We start from the raw sequence: 21,421 nt of genomic DNA, 5'->3' as shown, positions 1-21,421 counted from the left end.
CCCTCTAGAGTACGAGATTGAACACGATAGTGTCGGATTTGCCTTGGGCGGTGATGTCAAACTGAATGACCCACCAACCCGCCATCTGGAACTTGACTCCGTCCACTTTATACACGCCGGGAGCGGACTCCGCGGTGATGCGGGGTTGCGTCGGCAGACCGTGAACGTGGCCTGGCATATGGCCGGAGAATTCAATCTTGGCGTCAGTGATGGGTTCGCCGTTCATGTCCGACAACAGGAAGTTCCACTTGTGAATCTCGTTGAGTGGCGTTAGCGGCTCGGGAGAGCCTTCTGTTAGAGGCTCAATATGCGCAAAGAAATTGAGGTCGCGTGACGCCTGGAAAGTGCGAATATCCAGGTCCGCCGGGGCTTGCTGTCCAGTCATCGCCGGGATTTCCAGACTCATGGAGTCCGGCTTCACGGTTTCCGGCGTAGCGGTCATGCGATTCAACATGGAAGGATGAACGCTACGGATCTGCGTGTTATGGGCGAGCATCTGATTGTGAGACGTCTGCAAACGCATGGGGCCGGTCAGTTTCACCCAGTCGCTCCACTGCAGAATGAAGCCTTCTTCAATCAGCGCCAGGGCGTAATTCTTCAATTTGGAGCTGCTTTCACGCAGGTCTGCGCCCTGTTTCTGCCAAAGCTCCAACTGGCTGTTCAGCATATCGATTGATTGGCCAAAGGAGTCTTTCTGTTTCTTGTCTTTCAAAGACCTTTCCACCACCCGCATTTCATTCACCTGTTTGCGGATGTGGCTGGCGTTGCGAAGAACGTTGACCGAGTTTTGCTCCAGCTCTTGCGCTTCAGTAAGCAGGCGACTGGCGACCTGCATGGATAAATTGGAGATTTCAGTTTCGGGGGCGGGCGCCTGCGCGGGATCTTCAGCGGCGGCGATACCCGGCATTAGGGTGAGCAACAAAAAAACTTGGGCAATGTGTTTCATGAACAGTCCATCTTTATGTATTCCCTTCAGTTCCCCTTTCTTGCTCTGCGGGGGCGATCTGCGTCGCCTTGGGGAAACTTCTCTGAAGAGCTTCTTATTTTATTAGGGTTCGGGGCTGGCGACGCGGTTGCGCCGACAAGTCCCGATATAAACGAAAACAGGGGCAAGTCTCCCCAACTTGCCCCTTTATCCGATCAGCCGGTCAGTTAGAACTTAACGCCCCAACTGTTCAGCGTGCCTGTATCGCGTCTGGCCTGATCCTTGACCCGAAGCTTCCACTGTCCTGCGGAGTCTTTAGCGCCGACGTCGACGCTGAAGGTCTGCTGGATGTTGTCAGCGGAGCCGCCAGTGCGGTTATGCAGGTTGAACACAGTTCCATCCGGATGCAGCAGGTCCACCACCAGGTCGCCTTTGTAGGTGTGGGTGATGTCCACGGTGACGCTGACTGTACCGGAAGCGCCGGAGCGGGTCACGTCAATCGGGCTGCTGATGCCGGTTCCGTTGTTATCCGGAATGGCGAATGGAGTGGTGTTCTCGTAGCTGTCTGGATCAGTGGGCGGTTCGCCGCCGTCGCCGATTTCAACCGTATAGTCTTCCACTTCACCGTAGTTGAAGGTTCCGCAAGGGCTGGGCGCTGCGTTGTAACGCATGGCCACGCGCATACGGGTTTTGCCTTCAGCCGCAGAGGCTGGAATGTTCAGAGAACCGGTTACTGGAGACGAGGAAGCGCTGCCGGAGCTGAACACTTCTTCACCGCTGTCTTCGAAGTCGCCATCGCCATTCAGGTCAACCCAGATCTTCCAGGACTCTTTGTAGGAGCTGCCGCTGAAAGAAGGAGTCAGAGTGACGCTGGTTTCGCCGGCGGCCAGTGCGACAGTCATGTCAGTGAAGTCGCTGTACTTGGACGAGCCGGAAGCATTGGCGAATTCGCCGATTTCCACTTTACCGATCCACTCTTCGCTGGCGTTGGCGCCAGAGGCTTCACAGTAGTCGCTTGGATCTGGATCGGGGTCTGGATCAGGGTTTCCAATCGCGTCCCAATCTGGTTTCACTGTGAACAGACCGTTACCAATGTCGCTCAGGATGATGTTGCCGCTGGCGAAGTAGGCGTAGTTACTCCAGGTGCCGGAGAACTGCGCTGCGTTGGAGTTGGGGATCGTATCGAAATACGCCACTTCCTCCAGGTTGCCGTTGGCGATATCGTCTGCGTTAAGAATACGCAGACCTGCGCGGTAGTTGGTTTCGAACACATAACCGTCTTTGGTGTAAAGGTTGTGGTCGATCGCTTCGGTTGGGCCGACGTAACGTCCAAGCTCTACCGGATGCTGCAGATCGCTCACGTCCCAGATATAAGACGTGGTGTTGATGCCGGAGTTTTGCTCATCCAGCTCATCGTTCATGATCAACACAGAGTGGTTGTCATCGATGAACCATCCCTGGTGCGTATACTGCGAGCCCTGGTAAGGCGTACGCGAGATCTGCTGAGGGTTGCTCTTGTTGGATACGTCTACGATGGTGATAGTGTCTTCGTTGTAGCCAACGCAGATTTCCTTGCCGAAGTAGCGCGAATCCGGACCGTTGTACACCACGCACTGAGTATCGTGGGTATAACCGTCAGCGGAGAAACAGCCGGAGTAGGAAGGCGCAGTCGGGTTGGACACGTCCACCATGTACAGGCCGCCGCTACACTGGTTGCTGCCCACGATGTAGGCGTAACCGGTTTCTTCGTTGATGGCGATGTTGTGCGCGTTGCCGAAGCCGCCCAGATGCGCCGTTTCCGTCAGTGTGGAGCCTGGCGTCACGTTGCGCAGGGTGGTCAGGTCGAACACCTGCAGGCCATGAGTACGGTTGCCGCTGCCGTCAGCGACGATGAACGCATGGTCATTGTAGGTTTTGATATCCCGCCAGGAGTCGGAGCCGTTGTTGTGTGAAGGCAGGAAGCCCAGGTAAACCGGGTTTTCCGCGTCTGTCACGTCAACAAAAGAGGTGCCGTTCTCGCGGCCGACAATAGCGATTTCCTTGCCGGTCTGCGGGTCGGTGTAACCCCAGATGTCGTTCAGGTTGGCGGAGCCGCCGCCCATATCGCCTTTCGGCAAAAATGACATCAGGTCAACGTTTTTACAGGGATAACCTGCGGCGCCGCCATTCTGGCATTCTGTGCTGGCGGTGAAGCTTGCGACGGACGCCGACCCCTCATCGGCCATCATCGCACTCATCATTGGGCTTTGCGCGCCCTCGTTCGAATTGTCGTACTTAAAGCCGTCAGGAAACATTGCGCTGTGCCCCCAGGAATGAGAAGAGAGCAAGAGAGCGCTAGTCGCCGCTACAGCCTTTAAAGGAAGATTTTTCATCTTTATATTTCCTTATAACTCTGCGGTTTGAGTTTTATTAGTTCCGCTGAATTCCACTACCGACGAAGAAACGGTCATCGGGGAGAACATGACGTTATCCTTGTCTGTCGAGTACTGCGACTGGAAGCCCCAAACCCCTGTTCGGTCATCCACGTCACTCGCGTGAAATCACGCAATCTTCGCCACTACGGAAACGCCTTGTTATTGAATACGATCATTGGCTTCTGGCCTATATGTCGTTCGTCCTAATTCATCTCGGGCGTTCGTTCTAGCCGTGGCGAACCGGCTATTCAGCAATAATCGCACCATGCGCCGCTTCCCTGGAATCTGGCCTTGCGGTCAGCATCCGGACCGTGGCGGCGCTAAAACAGTGCGTTAATGCACCTTTTCGTAACACATTGATGTCACAATAGGTAACTTGAATTTACCAGCGTTAAATAAAATCGAAAATATCCGACGACTTTCGTCGCCGGATATTTACGCAGTCCGAGACTGCGGTCACATTTAAGGAATCAGATCAGACCTTGAGGGCCTGTCTTAGAACACCATTTTCCAGCTGTCGATGTAGCCAGTGTCGCGTCTTGCGCGGTCGGTGACTTTCAACTCCCAGGTACCGTCGACGTTTTTGCCGCCCAGATTTACGGTGTAGGTTTTGTTCAGATTATCCGCGCTGCCGCCGGAGCGGTTGTGCAGAGTTTGAACGCTACCGTCTGGACCGACCAGCTGAACAACCAGGTCGCCGATGTAGGTGTGAACAACGTTCACAGTCACTTCAACGGAGTTGGCTGTGCCGATTTCTTTCACTTCGATCGGGCTGGAAACGCCATTGGCGTCGTTGTCTGGAATCGCATAGTCATCAGTGTTTTCGAACTCGCCGCCGCCAGGATCAGTGTCGCCGTTAAAGTCGCCGACCAAGGTTACGCCGGAGTAGCTGGAGTAGCCGCGCAGCATGACGTAGTAGTCGCCTTCGCTTGGCGCTTCGACGGTGCACACTTCATCGTTGCCGTTTTTGTATGGACGGCAGTCGTAGCTGGAGGTGCTTGGCTTGGAGCCGAACTTGACGTACATGTCAGCGTCGCCGCTGCCGCCGCTCATGGTGAAGACCAGATCGGTAGCGTCAGCTGGTACGCTCAGTTTGTAGTACTTCATTGAGCCCTGGTTGCCGGAAAGGCCTTCGATCGGCGTTGCTTTCTCCATGGTGATGACTTGATCGCCAGGATCAGTGCCGTCGCAGCTTACGCCAACTTGCTCGAACGCAGCGGTAACGTCGGCTTTGCTGTAGCCTTTGTCTTCCGCAGCGGACTCAACGCCGCAAGCGCCGTCGTTGAAGTTGGAGTTTGGCGTCCAGTAGGTCTGGTTGGCGCGCACGAATACTTCAAAGGCTTTCTTGGTGTCCCAGCCGCTGGTGGTGGCCAGCAGATAGAAAGCTTTGTTGTAAACGCCGCTGCTGTGATGCACGTCCAGGCCGTCATAGTAGTCGCTGGCGTGGCCGATAGAGCTGCCGTCACGTGGAGGGTTGTCCATGTAACGCAGACCGTCGCCGTTTTTCATGATGGCTGCGCCGACATAGAAGTCGTTTTCGCCGTGCATGAAGAACTCAGCCGCTTCGCCGGCCATGTCGGAGAACGCTTCGTTCATGCCGCCGGGCTGTCTTTCATAGACCAGGCCGGAGTTGAACTCGGTGAAGCCGTGAGAGACTTCGTGCGCGACCACGTTGATGTCAACCAGCGGATAGAAGTAGCTGGCGCCATCGCCGAAAGTCATTTGGCTGCCGTCCCAGAAGGCGTTCTCATAGCCATTGCTGTAGTGCACGCGCAGTTTCAGCTTGGTGTTGAGCGGGGAGGTGTTGAACCACTGGTTGTACATTTTGAACACTTCGATACCGAAGAAGTGTGCGTCATTCAGTGGAGAGTATGCGCCGTTGATTTCCTTGACGGTGTTTCTCGGGCAGGTGAACTGGTGGATCGAACCGCCGGAAGTGCCGTGGTTCAGGTTGATCGTTTCAACATTGGCGGTGCTCATACGACATTGGGAGTCCACTTCAAAAGTGGGATAGTCGGTGCCGTACTCGTATTTTCCAGTTTTCTGGTTGCCTCCGGGGCCAGTGGCTTCTTGATGCGCCAGGCCGTCCCAGGTCTTGATCACGTCGCCGCTATGAGCGTCGATGATGAAGAATGGACGCTTGGGATCAGGCGCGCCATTGGTTGCTTCAGAGAAATAGTTGACGACGTAGACCAGTTTCGCCTGTTCGGATTCCTGGTCGAAGTAGATCATCAGTTCGGAGGATTCATTGCGATATTGCGGCGCATTCACGAAGGTGAATCCGCTGTTGTTTTTCGCAATGTTCAGCGCTTCCTTGTCGGAAATGGTGGGGTTGGCTCCGGGTACGAAACCATTGTCCAGATCCGCTTGGATGCCCTGAATCAGGCCGCCGTTCATGTGGACCACTTCGTCGTTCGCATCGCGCACCATGATGATGTGTTCGCCGAAAACCTTCAGTCCATGATAGGTTTGCTGCAGTCTTTCATAGGTGCGGCCGTTTGCTTCGGTTCGGCTCGAAAGCTTGACTAGGCCATTCTCCCCTAACAGTCCCAAAGCAGCATCGTTGCTCAGGGAAGCCATAGATGAGCCAGACGCTAAGAATCCCGCGCTTTGATGAGTGCGGAGATCTACGCGCTCCGCCGCCATTGTATGAGCGGAAGCGAGCGTAAGGCCTACTATCAAGGCATTAAGCTTAAAGTGTCGATCAGACATGCTAAAACTCCAGTTTTAATTATTTAACCGGGTCGAAGCATACTGGCGTTCAGCGAGAAGGAAGATATATACGAAAGGAAACGATATATAAAAAGATAGGCAAACGAAATAGAACAGGCTTTGGATATAAATACACCTGATCCAATAGGATCATTTCATGCTTTGGTAAAAGTATGAAATGCAGTGAAGTGACGGCAAATAAACTTCACATTCCATGTAAAAGTCATATAAGGCTTTTAGCAAACCCGTTTGTTATCTTTTTTACGCGCTAACCCTGTCGCGTTAGAGCTATCCATACACTGCACTTGGTAGCCCTTTAATTATCCGAATCGCCAAACATCCAAGTACAGTTCTTTCCCATCCTTGTTATGGGGACGCGCCACCCAGGTCACTCATACATCTGTTTGATGAGAGGGTTAACCCTCTGAATTCCCAGGCTTGGCGACAATCCGCCAACTTGGCTGCCGGAGTCGTTCCTTGATGCGATTTTTGTATGAGTTGGTATTTCCATTCGCATCGTTTGCTGACGCCGCGGCAAGCAAGTGGAAAAAATAGTAGGTTAAAAAATTACAATCTGTCAACGTTAATAAGGACTAGGATAATGGATTATCTATAGGTATTTTCCGTAGTGGTAAAAGCCTATGTCCATGCTCAAAACACAGGTTAAGTGGTTGATTCTTTCGGTTTTTACTGATGGTATTTAATAAACGGCATTAAGTTTTGAGAACTGCCGCTCATCTCTGCCGTCGCTCTCTTTGACATAAATATTTTATCTGTGTCGGTAAATATTACGGAGATGAAATAAAGGTTCTGTTTAAAAATTGATTTCCTTTCATGGTTTCAATAGAAGAAACGTATAGTGAGAATTTGGAAAAAGCGCGCTTTACTTGCTTTTATATAAGCGAATTAATTGTGTATTGGTGGCCTGGTATTAAACCGAATGGGACAAATATCGCTTCAAAATTGGGACAATGTTTCCCTGTTATGACGCTATCCGGGTTCGGAGAAATTGTTAGAATCCCAAAAAAACGCAGGAAAAATACCTGCCTTTCGAATGACGACGCGAGTCAGGGCGTAACAGGGTCGACTGTGCGGCGGATGTCTCCGCGCGGTGGGAAGTAAAGACAAGACAGGGTGATAGTGGAGCATGGGAACGATAAACGTGAAGGATTTGCAAGGCGCGGAAGTAAAAATCCAGGCGGTTGAGGGTTACTCTCTCATGGAGCTGTTGCGAGACAACGGCTTTGAGATGGCCGCCATTTGCGGAGGCGCTTGCATTTGCGGCACCTGTCATGTTCATGTGCGCGGGGAGAACGCACGCCACTTGCCTGAACCTGCTTATGATGAAGCCGAACTGCTGGAAACCAAGCCTGATTACATCGAGGGAGTGTCGAGGCTGGCGTGTCAGATAAGTTATGCAGAAGAGTTGGACGGTCTGTTGTTGGAGTTGACCGAAGATAACTGACTCTCGCTTATTTCACCCCTCCGGGCTGTTTGGCGGTGGGGCGCACGCAGGCGATTAAGGTTCGTCTTAAAAGGGATGATCACTTAATCGTTTTTATTGTCCGCGACGGTGCGTCAGCGGAACTAATCCCGCCTCCGCGTTTCCAATCTCCTGATCTCTTCACGTATAAATATCTCTATCCAGGCGCCCTGGGTGTGGGTATTTCATCCAAGTCGAAACTTGTAGGACAATAGGGTTAAGTTATGGTGACGGAAGCACTTTTTAAAAAAATATCCCGGTTTAGGCTAAAGGTTTATTTAAAGCTTCATCGAATCAGTTTACATTCTGCTCTGAGGATGAATGCTCACTCCACAAAATATCAAAAAATACTGAATAACTATTACTTCCCCTGGAACTAATAAGAACCGGGTTTGCCGGTTCATGACACCCTGAATTTCCGTGCGCGAACGTGATGTGTTCTCCGCCGGAGGCGGCGCTCTTTGCGGTTCAGCGGTAAGGCGTTGCGACTGAAAGGGTTCACCAAATGTGAATATTTAACAGCACAGACGGTTGAACCTGTTTATAACTAAAAAGATGGATCATCAGCTGTTGGAATAGGTTGCAGTTTAGTTGAAAAGACGTTGGTCGCAGGACCGACTGACCGGTAGCTGGAGGCCAGACGCCGGGCGTTAATAAAACTAAGAAAATAAGCTTTTCATTATAGTTAGGGATGAATGCACTATGGATCTTAACAGTATGTGTATTTTTACCAAGGTCGCGGAAACTAAGAGCATTACTTCCGCAAGTCAGATGCTTGGTATAAGTAAACAAACCATCAGTCGTAAAATTATTCAATTGGAGGAATCATTAGGCGTTTGCCTGATAAGGAGAACCACTCGTAACTTTGAATTGACCACCGCCGGTCAAGCGTATTTCCAATATTGCACCTGTATAGTGCAGCAAGCGGAGGAGGCCAATGCGATGGTCAAATCCCTGCAAAGCACTCCGGTAGGTGAAATTAAAGTCAGTATGCCTCTGGCGTTTAATAACAATAACGCCATGTCGAAATTGTTCACCAATTTCCTTAAGAAAACCCCGCAAGTAAAAATCGATATACATCTCAGCAACCGCCGCACTTGTCTGATCAGTGAAGGGATAGACATGGCGTTCCGGCTGGGGCCATTGGTGGATTCGACCATGATTGCGCGGGGACTTGGCGTATTGACCTTTACTTATGTGGCGAGCCCGGAATATGTGGAAATGAACGGACTGCCTGATAATCCCAATGACGTCATCAATCACACCATTATCGCCATGCATGATTGCAAGCTTCTGGATGATTTCCGGATCAATGAAAAGATTGGCGATCGCGTGCAGATAAATGACTTTTCATTGGCGAAACAAATGGCGATGGACGGCTTTGGTATTGCTGTACTGCCGGTGTTTATGTGCGTGGATGAAATCAGAGAAGGCATTCTGATCCCCATTCAGAAAGAATGCTTCCAACCCACGCGGCATCTCAACCTGGTGTACACCCAATCCCGTCACCAACCCGCCCACGTCAGGAAGTTCATTAACCACGTCGTAGAGGAAACCCGCCCAATACCTCCCTGGGAAATATATGTCGACGATGTTTTCCCATCCCCCCATACCATGATTCCCCCGCATAAGAATGTCGACAGAGAACCGTTGCTGATGCAGAAATAGACAAAAGTAAGCAGCGCGCCCGGAGCTTTCCGATATTGTCCCCCCTTCGGAGATATCGGAAAGCTCGCTCTTCTGAACGGTTTAGTTAGCGTCGAACATTCTTCTCAGTCGTGAATTCCTGATCAGAAATAGCTCTGTCAGGAGTCTGCCGCCACAGCGCCAGACGCTCTCCGCCAATTGAATAATCCTAGTGAAGTCAGTAATCCCAGTATGACCAGAGAGACGCCGATATATTCGGCGGAGCTTGGCGTTTCGCCGAGTATTACATCACCGAAAAGCACCGCCAGGCCGGGCGCCAGAGACGTGAAGACGGCGGCTTGCGCTGCGCCCAGAATGGAGATGGATTTGGTGTAGCACACCAGGGCGATGGCGGCGGCGAGGACTCCTTGGAAAACGCCTTGAACCAGTAACTCCTGCCCGCTTGCCTGAAGCAGGTGAGGCTCGCCGAGCGTTAGATAAGCGGGAACATATATCAGCATGGATAGAACGGACACGATGGCTGCTCCGGTGACCGGCGGAACATTGTAGCGTTTGCTGTTGAGGGTGTAGGACGCCCACAGGAAACCGGACAGGACGAACACCAGGTCGCCAATCCAGGCGTTAGCAAGAGCGTCCGATGAAGTGGTGACGCTCCGATAGCCAATACTCATGATGCCCAAGGCGATCAGCATGAAACCGATCCAGCGCTGGGAAGAGGGACGGTCGCCCAATAACAGAACGCTGCCCAGTGTGGCGAACAAAAAGGCGCAACCGGAAATAATGACGCCGCCATGACTTGCGGGCGCTAAAGTGAGACCGCCAACGCTGATCAAAACATAGGGCGCGCCGGCGCCGGTGGTGAGGATCAGCGCCTGTTTCCAGGTCAGGCCACCCAAACCCGACTTGATGACCCAGGGCAGAAAAATCACGCCAGCCACGATAAAGCGAATGGCGGCCACATCATAGGCGGTTAAAGTCTGCTGCACGCCCAGACGGGAAACAACCGGCCAGATGCCCCAAATCAATGCCGCCAGGACGCCCATGGCGATGCCTTGTCCAATACGAGCCCGCTCAACTGTCACGATTCACCTACTGCTATTTGAAACTTTTAATTGCTGAATGCCAGAACGACATTTTAGGAGGAGGGCTGAGGGGAATTTCTGCGTATTTATGATTTACTATGTCGGAAATCCGCTTATTTTCATAATAAACGCATAAAAGAGGCGAAAATGAACGCACTGGACTCGTTTGACGTCGCATTGCTCAAAGCACTGCAGGAAGACTGCCAGCAAACCTCCCAACAACTGGCGGAGAAGATCGGCCTATCGCCCACGGCGATCCAGCGTCGCATTAAGAGATTGAGAGAGCAGGGGATTATTCACAAGGAAGTGGCGATTCTGAACTCGCAACTGCTGGGTAACAGAATGACCGTTATCATTCAGGTAATTCTGGAAAAAGGCGGACCGCGAATCGTCGACGCCTTCAAACGCCGGGTCATCAAATTCCCGGAAGTGCAGCAATGCTACTACGTAGCAGGGGAGTTCGATTTCGTATTAATAGTCAACGTGGCCAACATCGCCGAATACGACCTACTCACCCGCAAACTGTTTCCAGACGACATGAAGATCAGTAAGTTCTACACCATCATCGCTATCGAAGCGGTAAAAGCCGACTTGAGTTTGCCGTTGTGAGGCACAGTGTTGACTAATAAGAAGGTCGCCAGTGGAAGAAGTAAAAGACGATAGTGTCAGCTTGGCTTGTTTATCATAAAACTACCCTTAAAAGGGAAATGTAAATGGCTAGGACGGAAAAAGAGAAAAGCCAGAATAAGCCCTGCTTCAGGTAATACTGGAGATTTTTCTCGCCAGTTGAAAACCAGCTAAGGTAGCAAAGTGGGAAAAAGCATATGAAGAATAAGCTTCCCGCGAGTTGTAGTCCTATACTCTGCCAAGAATCAATGCCTAGAGCCCCTGCGGTTCTGATAGACATATAGCAGGTTATCATTGCGATGATAGACGCCGCTTCTAATAAATAGAGTGCAGGCTTTAATTTGTTCATGGTTTTGCCTTGGCTATCTATGTCATGCATATGAAGCTGAATTTATCCAATTTGGTTAACTAGGCGTGGTCCTTAATCGACAGGCGGACATCGGAACTAGTGGATCACTAACGTTAAATCCAGTTGTTTTTTCTGCCCAGGCTGGTCATTTAGATTAGCGCTCTGGGAGGCCCTTCGACAAGCTCAGGGCGAACGGGGTGTGTAGAACAGGGAAATTGTTCTTTAGGGAATCTCTGAAAAACGTTGGCGACGCCGCAGGTAGTTTTTCAGAGGTTCCCTAGAGTTGGAAGAACCCTCTCTGTCGCGTCTCCTATCAACCCACCGCACTAGGCGGTGGGCGCCAACCACTCCCAAATTCTTCAAGCCGTCACGGTATTTTTCAGCGTTTCTGCGGCGGGCTTCGGTTTGGGGCCGAAGGCCAGGAGGAGGAGTGGGAGCATGATGAAGTCGAAGATGAGGGCGATGAGGAAGGTGAGGGAGGACATGATGCCCAGGGTCACGTTCATGTGGAAGTGGCTGAGGGAGAAGGCGAGGAAGCCGACTGACAGGACGACGGTGGATATCAGCAGGGCGGGGCCGATGCTGCGGAAGGTTTCCACGACGGCTTCGTTGGGCGTCATGCCCTGATCGCGGGTCAGGCGCAGGTATTTGCTGATGAAATGGACGGTGTCGTCCACCACTACGCCCAGGGTCATGGCGAAGATCAGCACGGCGGCGAAATCCAGTGAGCCTCCGCATAGCGACCAGACGCCAAACGCCACCAGTATGGGCGCCAGATTGGGGGCCATGGATATCAGCCCCAGGCGCACGCTGCCCAAGGTCAGCGTTAACACCAGGCCGATCAATACGGTGGCCAGCGCGGCGTTGATGATCATATTGTCCGCCAGACGCTCAATCATGTAAGAAAACATCACCAGCACCGACACGCCCCGGCTTTTGAAACTGTGTACATTGTCCTGCAGCCATTGATGCGTGCGGTCCACCAGATTAATGATTTCACTGGAGCTGGAGGAGGAGATAGTGGCGATCATGCGGGTGGAGGACTTGGCGATATTGATCTCATTATTGATCTCCTGACCGAAGGGCAGGTTAGCTTCATAGAACAGCAGCGCCTGGGCGTTGGCTTCTTGAGAGTCCGCCGTTTTATAGAACGCCTGATCGCCGTTGTGCAGAGACTTGTTGACCCGCTTCAGCGTGTCAGTCAAAGACGCCACATGATTGATCATGGGGTCATCGAGCAAATGCTGTTTGAACGCCTCTGCGTCTTGCAGGAAAACCGGATCGGAAATGCCTTGTTCAACGCCGGTGTCGAGACTGAAGTGAATGGTTGTGGTGCCGGCCAGACGTTGATCGATAAAGTCCGCATCGTCCCGGAATTCAGTGCCTTTCTCGAACATTTTCACCGGATGATCGTCGATCGTGAAATAGCGTAATCCATAAAGCGGCGCCGACATCAGGCCCAGAAACACCACCGCCACTAACGCCTTTCTGCGCACCAGAAATTCCCCCAGCGCTTTGCAAAGCTGACTGATCACTGAAGTGGCGGACTGATCGCGCTGAATGTTCATTAACATCATGGACGCAGGAATCAAAATCATGGAGTTGATGTAGGCGAACAGCACGCCTAGCGCACACATGACGCCGAGGTGTTGGAACGGCGGCACATCGCTGTACAGCATGGACAAGAAGCCAATGCCGGTGGTGAGGCTGGTCAGGGTGACGGGATAAATATTTTGTTGCAGCGTGTGTTTGACCGCATCGTCCCGGCCTGGATAGCGGGCGCGACCGAACAGGTAGCTGAGCGCCACATGGATGCCCACCGCCACGCTGATGGTGAGAATAACGTGAGGTGCAATGGAGCTGTGGGGACTGAATTCGATACCCAGAAAACCGGTGACGCCAAAGGCCGAGAAAACCGTGAGAATTGTTGAGAACACGATGCACAACGTGACTTTCCAGGAACGGAACAGCAGCGCCATGATGACCATGAAAATCAGGAACATCAGTGGAAACAGCGTCGCCATATCGGCGCGGGCGTACTCATCGAAAGCGGCGTTGAGCATGACGATGCCGCCCAGACGAATGTCGAGGTTGGCGTAGCGTTGTTCATAGCCATCGCGAATGGAGCGCACCTTGGCGGCGGCCTCGGCGATGGCGTTTTCCTTGTCGGGAATCATCAACTGCAGATAGATGGCGGTGACCTTGCCATCGGAAGACAGCATTCTGTCCTTGATGCGCGGCTCGCTCTCGGCGATGGTCCGGCGGGAACTGAGGTAGCCTGGATTATGCAGTTTCTCCGGCACAACCAGATCCTCCACCAGGATTTCTTCGGCGTCCGCCTCGATGTGCTGGAAGTTGGTGATCGAATCCACGCGGGTGACGAAATCCACTTGCCATAACTCTTCCGTCAGCCGCTGCACTGCTTCCATCACTTCCGGGGAGAACAGGTCTGCGCCCTGGGTCGCCTCTACCGTCACAATCAGCGGATCGGTGCGAGAGTAAGTGTCCAACAGATTTTCCCAGGCCACCAGATCCACATTGTCCTTGGAAAAGTACACCCGATAATCGTCGTTGAATTTGATGTATTGCAAACCCGGCGACAGAAGCACGGGCATCAACAGCAGAAACGCAATCACCCGTTTCGGGGCGGCGATGATCAGATGGGCGAGAGTGAGAGCTAGCCTGTTCATAGTGAATCACCGGATCAGTCGAAATAGTAAGTGAATGAAGCGTTGATCAATTGGTCATCGCGCAGGGGATACAATGGATCGCTGTCGTCTGGGTCGTAACCGCGTAAAGTCAGTTCCATGGCGATATTGGGGGTCAGACGACGTTTGAAGTTGAGGTGATAGACCGCCGCGCTGTGATTGAGGTCCGCAATGGCCCCGACGATCAGCGTGCTGTCGTTGTAGTCGTTGGAGGCCCAGCGCACGCCGACGAAGAGATCCTGATCGAAAGGCGTCCCCAGCGCGTCATCGCCGCGAGAGTCATAGATATACTCGGCGAAAACGCTGAGGTCCGCTTGTTCTTCTGGGCGGATAAAGGTGTATTCCGCTCCCGCCACGGCGGCGAAAAAGTCCGTTGGCAAGGCGTAGCGCGAGCTGGATTCTTCCGTATTGTTGTAAGCGAACTCGCCTTTGTACAACCAGCTTCCCGCAGTGCCCTGCACTGTAAAACCCGTGGTTCTCACCTTGTAATACAGCGGGCGCAAATGTCCGGGTTCGGAGCCGGGAGCAAATAGCGGGTCCTGGCGATAACCGTCGTAATGAAAGGCGGCGAGGTTCACCTCTCCGGTTACTTTCTCCACCCGCAGCGCGTAACTCAGGCGGTGATTGTCCCGATCATCGGTGAACAGGGCGTCGTCCTCGTCGAACTCCAGTTGTCCGCGGGTGGGATTCTCCCGGGCTTCGCGACTGGGCAGAGTGCGCTCGCGAAACCAGGGTAGCGCATACACTTCATACTGCATGGATTCCGCCTGATACGCGTAGCGAATGCTGGGGGCGCCGAGTTTGTCCTGGCCCGCAGGATCGCCGGCGATGTCGCGCTGGTTGATCACATCCGCCACCTGCAACGGCAGAACGTTCACTGCTTCCACGGTGCTCCAGGACACATGACGCAGACCGATATTCACGATGTGGCTATCGTGGAAGTACTCAAAGTCCAGTTCCTTGAAGTCGACGCGGTGACGATTGTCGTCAACGAAATCCACGCGACCATAGGGCGTGGCTTTCAGGCTCCAGTTGTGCGGGAGATAGGTGAACAGCTCCGCCGACCCCGCCAGCGCCGCATTGCCATGATCCTGAATCGGCGCGCCGTTCTGCGGATACCAGTAAATCTCAGGGCTGAGGTAGGCGCTGGTGACGGAGATGTCCGCAGCGCCGGCGCCGAGGGGCAGGGCGATGGCTAACGCCAGGGTCGCCGCGCCCGCTCGCTGTGACGCAAATCGCAAGTGTGAGTGCCTGGGCATGAGCATCCCTTTCGCCGCCGAGGTTAAAAGCGGCGCAGGGTGTCGTTGCTCACCCGGCTCAGGTTGAAGCTGTTGAACTCGCCGCCGTCAGCGGCGCCAAACACATAGTCGCTGAGCTGCAGAATGGTTTTCTTCTTGTTCTGCAGGTTCACCATCTCAAAGTGTTTGGGACGCCAGAAGCGGTTCTCGTACTTATTCCATTCGCTCAGCGTCAGGGTTTTCAGCATGTCGCCCTTGGCGTCGTAAAACTCGATGTAACTGGTCTGATAGTTACTCTTGTCCACATGGGTGACCTGCTTGCTGTAACCGGAATAGCCATACACCGGCGTGCGTTCCACCACCCAGTAATCCGGCGTTTCGCTCAGCAGGTTGTACGTGTATTTGGACAGTTCCGTGGTGGAGATATCCTCCCAGCTGAACTCGGAGCCGACGAAAGAGCCCGACTTGTTCTGCGCGTTGATCTTCTTGGTGCGCTTGATGGTGGGCATGAACAGCCACTGATTGTCCGCGCCTTCGGACTGTTCAAAGGTAAGCATCACCGTGCCTTTGATGTCGTTGGGCTCGACGAAGATACCGATGGTTTTATCAGGCACCCCGGCTTCCTCCATCATTTTTTTGATTACCAGGCGCTTGCTGGTGCGGCCCTGGGCGTCCACCAGAGTCATTTCCATGCGCGCCTCGGTTGAGGTCCAGCCCTCGTCAATCAGGTACTGATGAGTGTAAATCTCCAGTCCTTTTTTCTGGGACTCGGACTGATGGCGAGCGGCGATCGGGTCCAGATATCCGTTGATGTTTTTCTCGTCGTAATTGCCCGCCTGAACCGCGCCGGCCGTCAGCGCCGCCGTCAGAAATGCGATGGAAAGTGCTCCTCTTTGCATGATGAATCTCCGCTGATTCCTGTGTGACCGCCGCCGGTCGTCCCGCGACTCAAGCGTCGTGGGGCCGGGACAGGTGATTGATGACGTATCGGTTGGACACTACGGGTTTGAAATAACGCGCAGCGATCTTCTTGTGCTCGGGATTGTCGATGAAGCGTTGCAGGTAGTGCTCCGACTTGAAGGTCCAGATGGAAATGAAATCTCCATAACTGACATCGGGCGACACCGCCGATAAGGATTCCTCTCCCTGCAGCCGATGTATGGGGCCGCAATCCATGCTCAACAGACCTTCGGACAGGGCGGCGAGGCGATTGAGCGCCTGCTGAAAACTGTCGATATCCGCGGCGGAGGCGTCGTCCTTGAACTTCACCATGACAATGCGCTTGTAGGCGCCCGTTTCCCGGTGAGCCCGGAACAGTCGGCTGCGCAACGAGCGCAATGCGGCGGCGGGGGCGAACTTGCGTTCTTTTTCGGTGGGAGCGGAGGCGTTTTCCGTCGCCTGAATGAGAAACCGCTCGGCGGCTTCGGCGAATTCCTCCGCTGTCTGGCGCATGAGTCGCCAGAGAAAGCCGTCGTTTTCCGTCCAGGTCGCCGCGCCTTGGGTAAATAACCGGGACAATCCTGTCTCCGTTCTGAATTTACCCGTCTCTGGTTTGAATCTCATACTGGGCTCCACTTCCGAAATGCGCCTGCTGCATTCCTTATCTCTCGTTAATTCAAGCACTTAAATAAAGCGTTCCAACTTTGCTATCGGCCAAATTCTTAATGAGCGGGGCGCCTCTGAGCAACCGTTAATGGTGAGACATTGTGTCCCGATTTTGGTTGTAGCCAACGAGAAGGGGAGTCAATTAAGGTTTTTCAAACAGCGAAATCACGGATTGCAGGCTCATGTTATTCATCGAAGGCGAATACGAAACCATAGAAGACTGGGTAGCCGATGCGGACACCGGATACTTCAAACGCACCAAGCCGGGCTCGCAACGTCAGGACGCCGCGGTGCTTTCGAAACTGCTGCGTAAACGCAAGGCTTACAAACGCTTCCATGCGGACTGCGTCATTCCGGAAACGGATGTGGAGTACATCCTGCAGCAGGCCAGTCTGTCGCCTTCGGCCTTCAACATACAGCATTGGCGCGTGATTCGGGTGCGGCGCCAGGCGCTCAGAAACGAGATTCTGAAAGCGGCCTGGAATCAAAAGCAGATCAGCGAAGCGGCGGAGATCTTGGTGGTGTGCGCCGACAAGAAAGCCTGGGCCACTCCCGGCATGCCGTTCTGCCACAGCCGTAATCCCCAGGACCGTGCGGCGTTCGCCAACATGCTGCGTTCCATATACGCAAACAATCCTGCGCTGGAGAGAGATGAGGCCATGCGTTCCGCGAATCTGTTCGCCATGTCGGTGATGTTGATTGCGGAATCGCTGGACTATCAAAGCTGCCCCATGTCCGGGTTCAACTACAAACGGGTTTCCGAGCTTCTGCATCTGGATGAAGACAGAGTGGAGATCGCCATGATTCTGACCATCGGCAAAGGCGTCAGCCAGCCGGGGACAGGCAAAAGGCGCATTCCGGCGGCCCGTTTCACCCATGAGGACAAGTACCGGGATTGAACGGCGGGCGCAGGGACGCTTCGGCGGACTCCACTGCGACAACAATTAAAAGCACGCGAAACGAAGACTGTCTTTAGAAGGAGGCACTGTGGACACCATATTCATTATGGGCGCAACCGGATTCATCGGCGAGGAAACCGCCAGAAGCCATATCGCCAAAGGCAATAAAGTACTGGGACTGGCGCGTAGTGAAGCCAGCGCCGCCAAATTGAGATCCATCGGCGTCACGCCCGTCATGGGCGATGTCTACCGCCCCGAAGAGTGGCTGTCAAAGCTGCCCAGGATCGATTACGCCATCAATGTGCTGGGCTTTTTCACTGACGGCATGCCGGCGCGCTTCAGCGTCAGCCACGCGGAAAAGTGCTGCGAGAAATACACCCGCTGGATCAAAGTCACTATCGATCTGGCGCGCCGAAAAGGCATCAAAGCGGTGGTCAACGTCACCGGCACCACCATCTTCGAAGACATGGGCTTGGACTGGGTGACGGAAGAAACTCCTATTCGCTACACCCCCTCCGGTTTCAACCGGGTCGCGACGCCCGCCACCAAACTGTGCCAGCAGGCGATTGCCGAAGGATTGCCGTTGATCATCGCCGTGGCCCCCAGCGTGGTATACGGCGACAAGCCCACTTCCTCCTTTGACGAAGTCTTCGTCAAGCCGCTGGAAAAAGGGCAGATGGGCGTGGTCGGCGACGGTAAGAACTATATCACCACCGGACACGTGGAAGATGTCGGTCGCGCCATCGCGCATATCACGGACGTCAAATACGCCGGCGAATTCTTTCACATCGCCGACGACCAGCCGGTCACTCAGCGCGAATTCGTCACCTCCATCGCCAGAGCGCTTGGCAAGACGCGGGTGATGACCATGCCGAGATGGCTGGTGGCGATCCTGGGCGGCAAGTGCGCGGTGGAGTTCATGACCCTGTCCCAGCGCATCAGCAACGCCAAATTGAAGAGCACCGGCTTCACCCTGAAACACCCGCGTTTTCTCGATGAAGTCGGCGATGTGGTGCGCAGCATGAGACGCGCCCGCGCAGGTCAAAAACTGCAGGCGTCGCCCGCCTGATTCCCGCAACGCCAGCAAGGAGACAAACATGGATTTTCGCTTTATCAACAATCGCCTGGATGAGTCCATCGCCATTCTGGAATTGGACGATCCGTCCGCCAACACACTGACTTACGACCTGCTGCATGAACTGGAATACAAGTTCTTGGCGCTGGAGGCGGATCCGCAGGTGCAGGCGATCGTCATCACTGGCAAGGGCGCACGCTTTTTCTCCGGCGGAGTGAACATCGGCATGCTGCTGACCGCGGGCAAGAAGTTCAACTCCAACTTCATTCTGTACGCCGCGGAAGTGCTGGAAGCTATCACTCATTCCAAGAAGCTGATCGTCGCCGCCATCAACGGCAACATCACTGGCGGCGGACTGGAATTGGCGCTGGTGGCGCACAAGCGGGTGGCGGTGGAAGGCGAGTACAACATCGGTTTCCCGGAAGTGCGCCTGGGCGTTATCCCGGGGATGGGCGGCACGCAACGTCTGACGCGTCTGGTGGGACCGCAAACCGCGTTGGAAATGATCACCCAGGGGCAGTTCATCAGTGCGGAGCGTGCGAAAGAAATCGGTCTGGTGGACGAAATTTATCCCCAGGAAGGCTTCCTCAATCGCGCCATCGCTTTCACCCGCGAGCAACTGAATGCGCTGAAGCCGGCGCCGACGCTCTCCAGCGAAACCGGCGCGGCGCTGGCGCAGAGCCTGAGCACGCCGTTCCCCGAAGGATTGGCGACCCTGCGCAAAGAGAACGGGCTGGCGGTGATTACTCTGACCGAAGCCAGCGCCTCGGCGGATGCGTTCTCCACCTTGCGTGCGCTCAACGAACGGCTGCTGGAGGCCCGCATCGACGAAGACGTATACGCCTTGGCGATCGATCTGTCTGCGGGCCTCCTGCGAGCCGACGAGCTGATTGATAACGATGACTTTGTGGTCGAGTACGGACGCAGGGTGTTCTCCCGCATCGACGGCTTCGCCCGCCTGTGCGTGCTCTACTGCAACCGCGCCATGTCGGAGCTGGAAATGGAACTGGCGCTGGGCTGCGACTTCCGCTTCTGCGACCAGGCCGGATTGACGGCGGAAGTGGCGTTGCCCACGGGCGAACTGGCAATTCTGCAACGTTATCCCAGCCAGCTTCCCGCAGCGCTCGCCGGCAAACAAGTGACGCTGGCGCGACTGGTGGAAACAGGTCTGTTCCGCTGCATCGACGAAGAAGATCCCCTGGCCTGGGTGGCGCGTTACATGACCCGGTTTCTGCCGCCCAACGGCGCCAGCACCGCCATCGGCTACGCCAAACTGGCCATCAGTAAAGGTTATGCGGAGAGCATTCCCTCAGCGCTGCTGCTGGAGCGCCACCTGCAGGAGCAACTATTCATCGGCGCGGACAGTCAGGAAGGCATGAGCGCGTACATCGAAAAACGCACACCAAACTTTAAAGGGGCATAGGAAAATGGCCGCCATTAACGAATACACCATTGATAAGAAGTATCACGACGCGTTGATCGAATGGCAGCGCAAGAACTTCCCGGACATCGGTCTGCTGGAGAAGTATTGGGATGTCTACTTCCCGAATGATCCAGCCTGGCGCTTGACCGCCAAGCTCTCCGAAGTGAAAGCGGATCTCATCAATCAGGGCAAGTATCAGGGCGTGAAGAAGTACGCCACCGCCCGCGAGATGAAAGGCTCCATGCTGTATCAGGCGCTGCGCATCATCAAGGCCCAGTGCAGCACCGAGCTGGGCTCCATCCAGCAGCATATGGACACGGTGAACACCTGCTACACGGATAAGGCGAAGTTCAGCGTGCTGCGCATCATGGCGGAAGAATTTCGTCACGCCTATCAGATGTTCTGGGTGTTGTCTCACGACCCCAGCTGGTCCACCACCGGGTCCAGCCGCATTGCGGAAAACACTCTGGACGAGCTGTTGTCCATGAACACCGGCTCCCATGTGCTGGACGCGTTCAACATTCCTTTTACGGACTCGCTGGATAACGTCACTTTCGCCTGCTTCATCGACCGGGTGGGGCGCTTCCAGCTCACCATGCAGGAAGAGTTCGCCTACGCGCCCATGGCCGCCAGCATGCGTCCGATGCTGAAAGAAGAAGCCTTCCACCTGAAAACCGGCTGGGAAGTGCTGAAGGAAATCTGCGAAATGGCGGCGGTGGGCGAAGGCCCCTGGACCCTGGCGGACATCCAGAAAAAGATCAATCTCTGGTATCCCCGCGCGCTGGAAATGTTCGGCAGCGAGGAGGGCGGCGAGTCCAACCTGGAATTCAGTTTCAAAACCATGTCCAACAAAGAGGCGATTGGCGGTTACATCAAAGAGATCGAGTGGCTGCTCAACTCTCTTAACGCGGCCATCTTGCAGCGTCGACATCCTGAACTGAGCAAGGAGCAGGTGCGTCTGATGGCGAAAGAAACCGCGATTCTGCGGCTGCCTTCGACTCGCTTCCTGCGCTTCCGCAGCGGCGAGGGGATACATGAGTCCACTTTCGATGTGGATGGCAATCGCATCAGCCCCTTTGAATACATCAATTACCTGACCCGTGTGCTGCCGGAGAAACTGTGTAGCACGGAGTACTTCAGAAGCTACACGGACAGGATTCGTCAGGCGCTGCCGACCATGACGGCGGCGTAGACGGGGACCTTGGACAGACACGGCACATTAATACGGATGGAT

15 protein-coding genes are annotated in these 21,421 nt (G+C 54.2%); 7 read left to right on the top strand and 8 right to left on the bottom strand.

Annotation, left to right across the window (positions count from 1 at the left end; all coding sequences use genetic code 11):
- Positions 1 to 4 precede the first annotated feature (4 nt).
- The 3 genes from ONV78_RS05860 to ONV78_RS05850 form a co-directional block, all read right to left on the bottom strand.
- A complete protein-coding gene (locus ONV78_RS05860) occupies positions 5 to 946 on the bottom strand; it encodes a FixH family protein (RefSeq protein ID WP_279501838.1) in 942 nt (313 codons plus the stop codon).
- A gap of 206 nt (positions 947 to 1,152) precedes the next feature.
- Positions 1,153 to 3,297 carry a choice-of-anchor B family protein gene (locus tag ONV78_RS05855; RefSeq protein WP_279501837.1) on the bottom strand — a complete coding sequence of 715 codons (2,145 nt, stop codon included), beginning with the start codon at positions 3,295 to 3,297 and terminating at the stop codon, positions 1,153 to 1,155.
- Between the two features lie 537 nt (positions 3,298 to 3,834).
- The gene (locus ONV78_RS05850) at positions 3,835 to 6,051 is read right to left on the bottom strand and encodes a M4 family metallopeptidase (protein WP_279501835.1); all 2,217 of its coding nucleotides are present in this window, start codon (positions 6,049 to 6,051) and stop codon (positions 3,835 to 3,837) included.
- A gap of 1,147 nt (positions 6,052 to 7,198) precedes the next feature.
- On the opposite strand from ONV78_RS05850, the gene ONV78_RS05845 reads away from it, so the two are divergent.
- Together ONV78_RS05845 and ONV78_RS05840 are read left to right on the top strand one after the other, a co-directional pair.
- The gene (locus ONV78_RS05845) at positions 7,199 to 7,516 is read left to right on the top strand and encodes a 2Fe-2S iron-sulfur cluster-binding protein (RefSeq protein WP_216735848.1); all 318 of its coding nucleotides are present in this window, start codon (positions 7,199 to 7,201) and stop codon (positions 7,514 to 7,516) included.
- A 720-nt stretch (positions 7,517 to 8,236) separates the two neighbouring features.
- Positions 8,237 to 9,202, top strand: coding sequence for a LysR family transcriptional regulator (locus tag ONV78_RS05840; protein WP_216735849.1), 966 nt, complete (start codon positions 8,237 to 8,239; stop codon positions 9,200 to 9,202).
- A gap of 137 nt (positions 9,203 to 9,339) precedes the next feature.
- Here ONV78_RS05840 and ONV78_RS05835 read toward each other — a convergent pair whose 3' ends face one another.
- The gene (locus tag ONV78_RS05835) at positions 9,340 to 10,263 is read right to left on the bottom strand and encodes a DMT family transporter (protein ID WP_279501832.1); all 924 of its coding nucleotides are present in this window, start codon (positions 10,261 to 10,263) and stop codon (positions 9,340 to 9,342) included.
- A gap of 147 nt (positions 10,264 to 10,410) precedes the next feature.
- Here ONV78_RS05835 and ONV78_RS05830 point away from each other — a divergent pair, with 147 nt between their 5' ends.
- On the top strand, positions 10,411 to 10,872 hold the full coding sequence (locus ONV78_RS05830; protein WP_216735850.1) for an Lrp/AsnC family transcriptional regulator: 462 nt from the start codon (positions 10,411 to 10,413) through the stop codon (positions 10,870 to 10,872).
- A 726-nt stretch (positions 10,873 to 11,598) separates the two neighbouring features.
- On the opposite strand, the gene ONV78_RS05825 is transcribed toward ONV78_RS05830, so the two are convergent.
- Genes ONV78_RS05825 through ONV78_RS05810 form a run of 4 tightly spaced genes read right to left on the bottom strand, consistent with a single transcriptional unit; the run spans position 11,599 to position 16,748 of the window.
- Complete coding sequence (locus tag ONV78_RS05825; RefSeq protein ID WP_279501829.1) at positions 11,599 to 13,929, bottom strand: efflux RND transporter permease subunit; 2,331 nt, start codon at positions 13,927 to 13,929, stop codon at positions 11,599 to 11,601.
- Between the two features lie 14 nt (positions 13,930 to 13,943).
- Complete coding sequence (locus ONV78_RS05820) at positions 13,944 to 15,206, bottom strand: hypothetical protein (RefSeq protein ID WP_279501828.1); 1,263 nt, start codon at positions 15,204 to 15,206, stop codon at positions 13,944 to 13,946.
- 23 nt (positions 15,207 to 15,229) lie between these two features.
- The gene (locus tag ONV78_RS05815) at positions 15,230 to 16,084 is read right to left on the bottom strand and encodes an outer membrane lipoprotein-sorting protein (protein WP_127969851.1); all 855 of its coding nucleotides are present in this window, start codon (positions 16,082 to 16,084) and stop codon (positions 15,230 to 15,232) included.
- A gap of 49 nt (positions 16,085 to 16,133) precedes the next feature.
- Positions 16,134 to 16,748 carry a Dabb family protein gene (locus ONV78_RS05810; protein ID WP_279501827.1) on the bottom strand — a complete coding sequence of 205 codons (615 nt, stop codon included), beginning with the start codon at positions 16,746 to 16,748 and terminating at the stop codon, positions 16,134 to 16,136.
- 224 nt (positions 16,749 to 16,972) lie between these two features.
- Between ONV78_RS05810 and ONV78_RS05805 the strand changes: the two genes are divergently transcribed.
- The 4 genes from ONV78_RS05805 (at position 16,973) to ONV78_RS05790 (ending at position 21,379) form a co-directional block, all read left to right on the top strand.
- Complete coding sequence (locus ONV78_RS05805; RefSeq protein WP_216735855.1) at positions 16,973 to 17,689, top strand: nitroreductase family protein; 717 nt, start codon at positions 16,973 to 16,975, stop codon at positions 17,687 to 17,689.
- Between the two features lie 88 nt (positions 17,690 to 17,777).
- Positions 17,778 to 18,758 (top strand): NAD-dependent epimerase/dehydratase family protein, encoded by a 981-nt coding sequence (locus tag ONV78_RS05800; protein ID WP_279501826.1) that lies wholly within the window; start codon positions 17,778 to 17,780, stop codon positions 18,756 to 18,758.
- A 28-nt stretch (positions 18,759 to 18,786) separates the two neighbouring features.
- The gene (locus tag ONV78_RS05795; RefSeq protein WP_279501824.1) at positions 18,787 to 20,187 is read left to right on the top strand and encodes an enoyl-CoA hydratase-related protein; all 1,401 of its coding nucleotides are present in this window, start codon (positions 18,787 to 18,789) and stop codon (positions 20,185 to 20,187) included.
- Positions 20,188 to 20,191: 4 nt separating this feature from the next.
- Positions 20,192 to 21,379 (top strand): Phenylacetic acid catabolic protein, encoded by a 1,188-nt coding sequence (locus ONV78_RS05790; RefSeq protein ID WP_216735858.1) that lies wholly within the window; start codon positions 20,192 to 20,194, stop codon positions 21,377 to 21,379.
- Positions 21,380 to 21,421: the final 42 nt, after the last annotated feature.

It is taken from the genome of Hahella sp. CR1, assembly GCF_029813005.1.
Taxonomy (GTDB): domain Bacteria; phylum Pseudomonadota; class Gammaproteobacteria; order Pseudomonadales; family Oleiphilaceae; genus Hahella.
Note: the sequence above shows the minus strand (reverse complement) of the source record. Positions and strands in the feature narration are given on the sequence as shown.

Excerpts from the sequence above, each read along its gene's own strand:
- ONV78_RS05805 (WP_216735855.1), top strand. The coding sequence starts at position 16,973 with ATGTTATTCATCGAAGGCGAATACGAAACCATAGAAGACTGGGTAGCC.
- ONV78_RS05790 (WP_216735858.1), top strand. The coding sequence starts at position 20,192 with ATGGCCGCCATTAACGAATACACCATTGATAAGAAGTATCACGACGCG.
- ONV78_RS05860 (WP_279501838.1), bottom strand. The coding sequence starts at position 946 with ATGAAACACATTGCCCAAGTTTTTTTGTTGCTCACCCTAATGCCGGGT.
- ONV78_RS05830 (WP_216735850.1), top strand. The coding sequence starts at position 10,411 with ATGAACGCACTGGACTCGTTTGACGTCGCATTGCTCAAAGCACTGCAG.
- ONV78_RS05815 (WP_127969851.1), bottom strand. The coding sequence starts at position 16,084 with ATGCAAAGAGGAGCACTTTCCATCGCATTTCTGACGGCGGCGCTGACG.
- ONV78_RS05820 (WP_279501828.1), bottom strand. The coding sequence starts at position 15,206 with ATGCCCAGGCACTCACACTTGCGATTTGCGTCACAGCGAGCGGGCGCG.
- ONV78_RS05810 (WP_279501827.1), bottom strand. The coding sequence starts at position 16,748 with ATGAGATTCAAACCAGAGACGGGTAAATTCAGAACGGAGACAGGATTG.
- ONV78_RS05840 (WP_216735849.1), top strand. The coding sequence starts at position 8,237 with ATGGATCTTAACAGTATGTGTATTTTTACCAAGGTCGCGGAAACTAAG.
- ONV78_RS05825 (WP_279501829.1), bottom strand. The coding sequence starts at position 13,929 with ATGAACAGGCTAGCTCTCACTCTCGCCCATCTGATCATCGCCGCCCCG.
- ONV78_RS05850 (WP_279501835.1), bottom strand. The coding sequence starts at position 6,051 with ATGTCTGATCGACACTTTAAGCTTAATGCCTTGATAGTAGGCCTTACG.
- ONV78_RS05855 (WP_279501837.1), bottom strand. The coding sequence starts at position 3,297 with ATGAAAAATCTTCCTTTAAAGGCTGTAGCGGCGACTAGCGCTCTCTTG.
- ONV78_RS05795 (WP_279501824.1), top strand. The coding sequence starts at position 18,787 with ATGGATTTTCGCTTTATCAACAATCGCCTGGATGAGTCCATCGCCATT.
- ONV78_RS05845 (WP_216735848.1), top strand. The coding sequence starts at position 7,199 with ATGGGAACGATAAACGTGAAGGATTTGCAAGGCGCGGAAGTAAAAATC.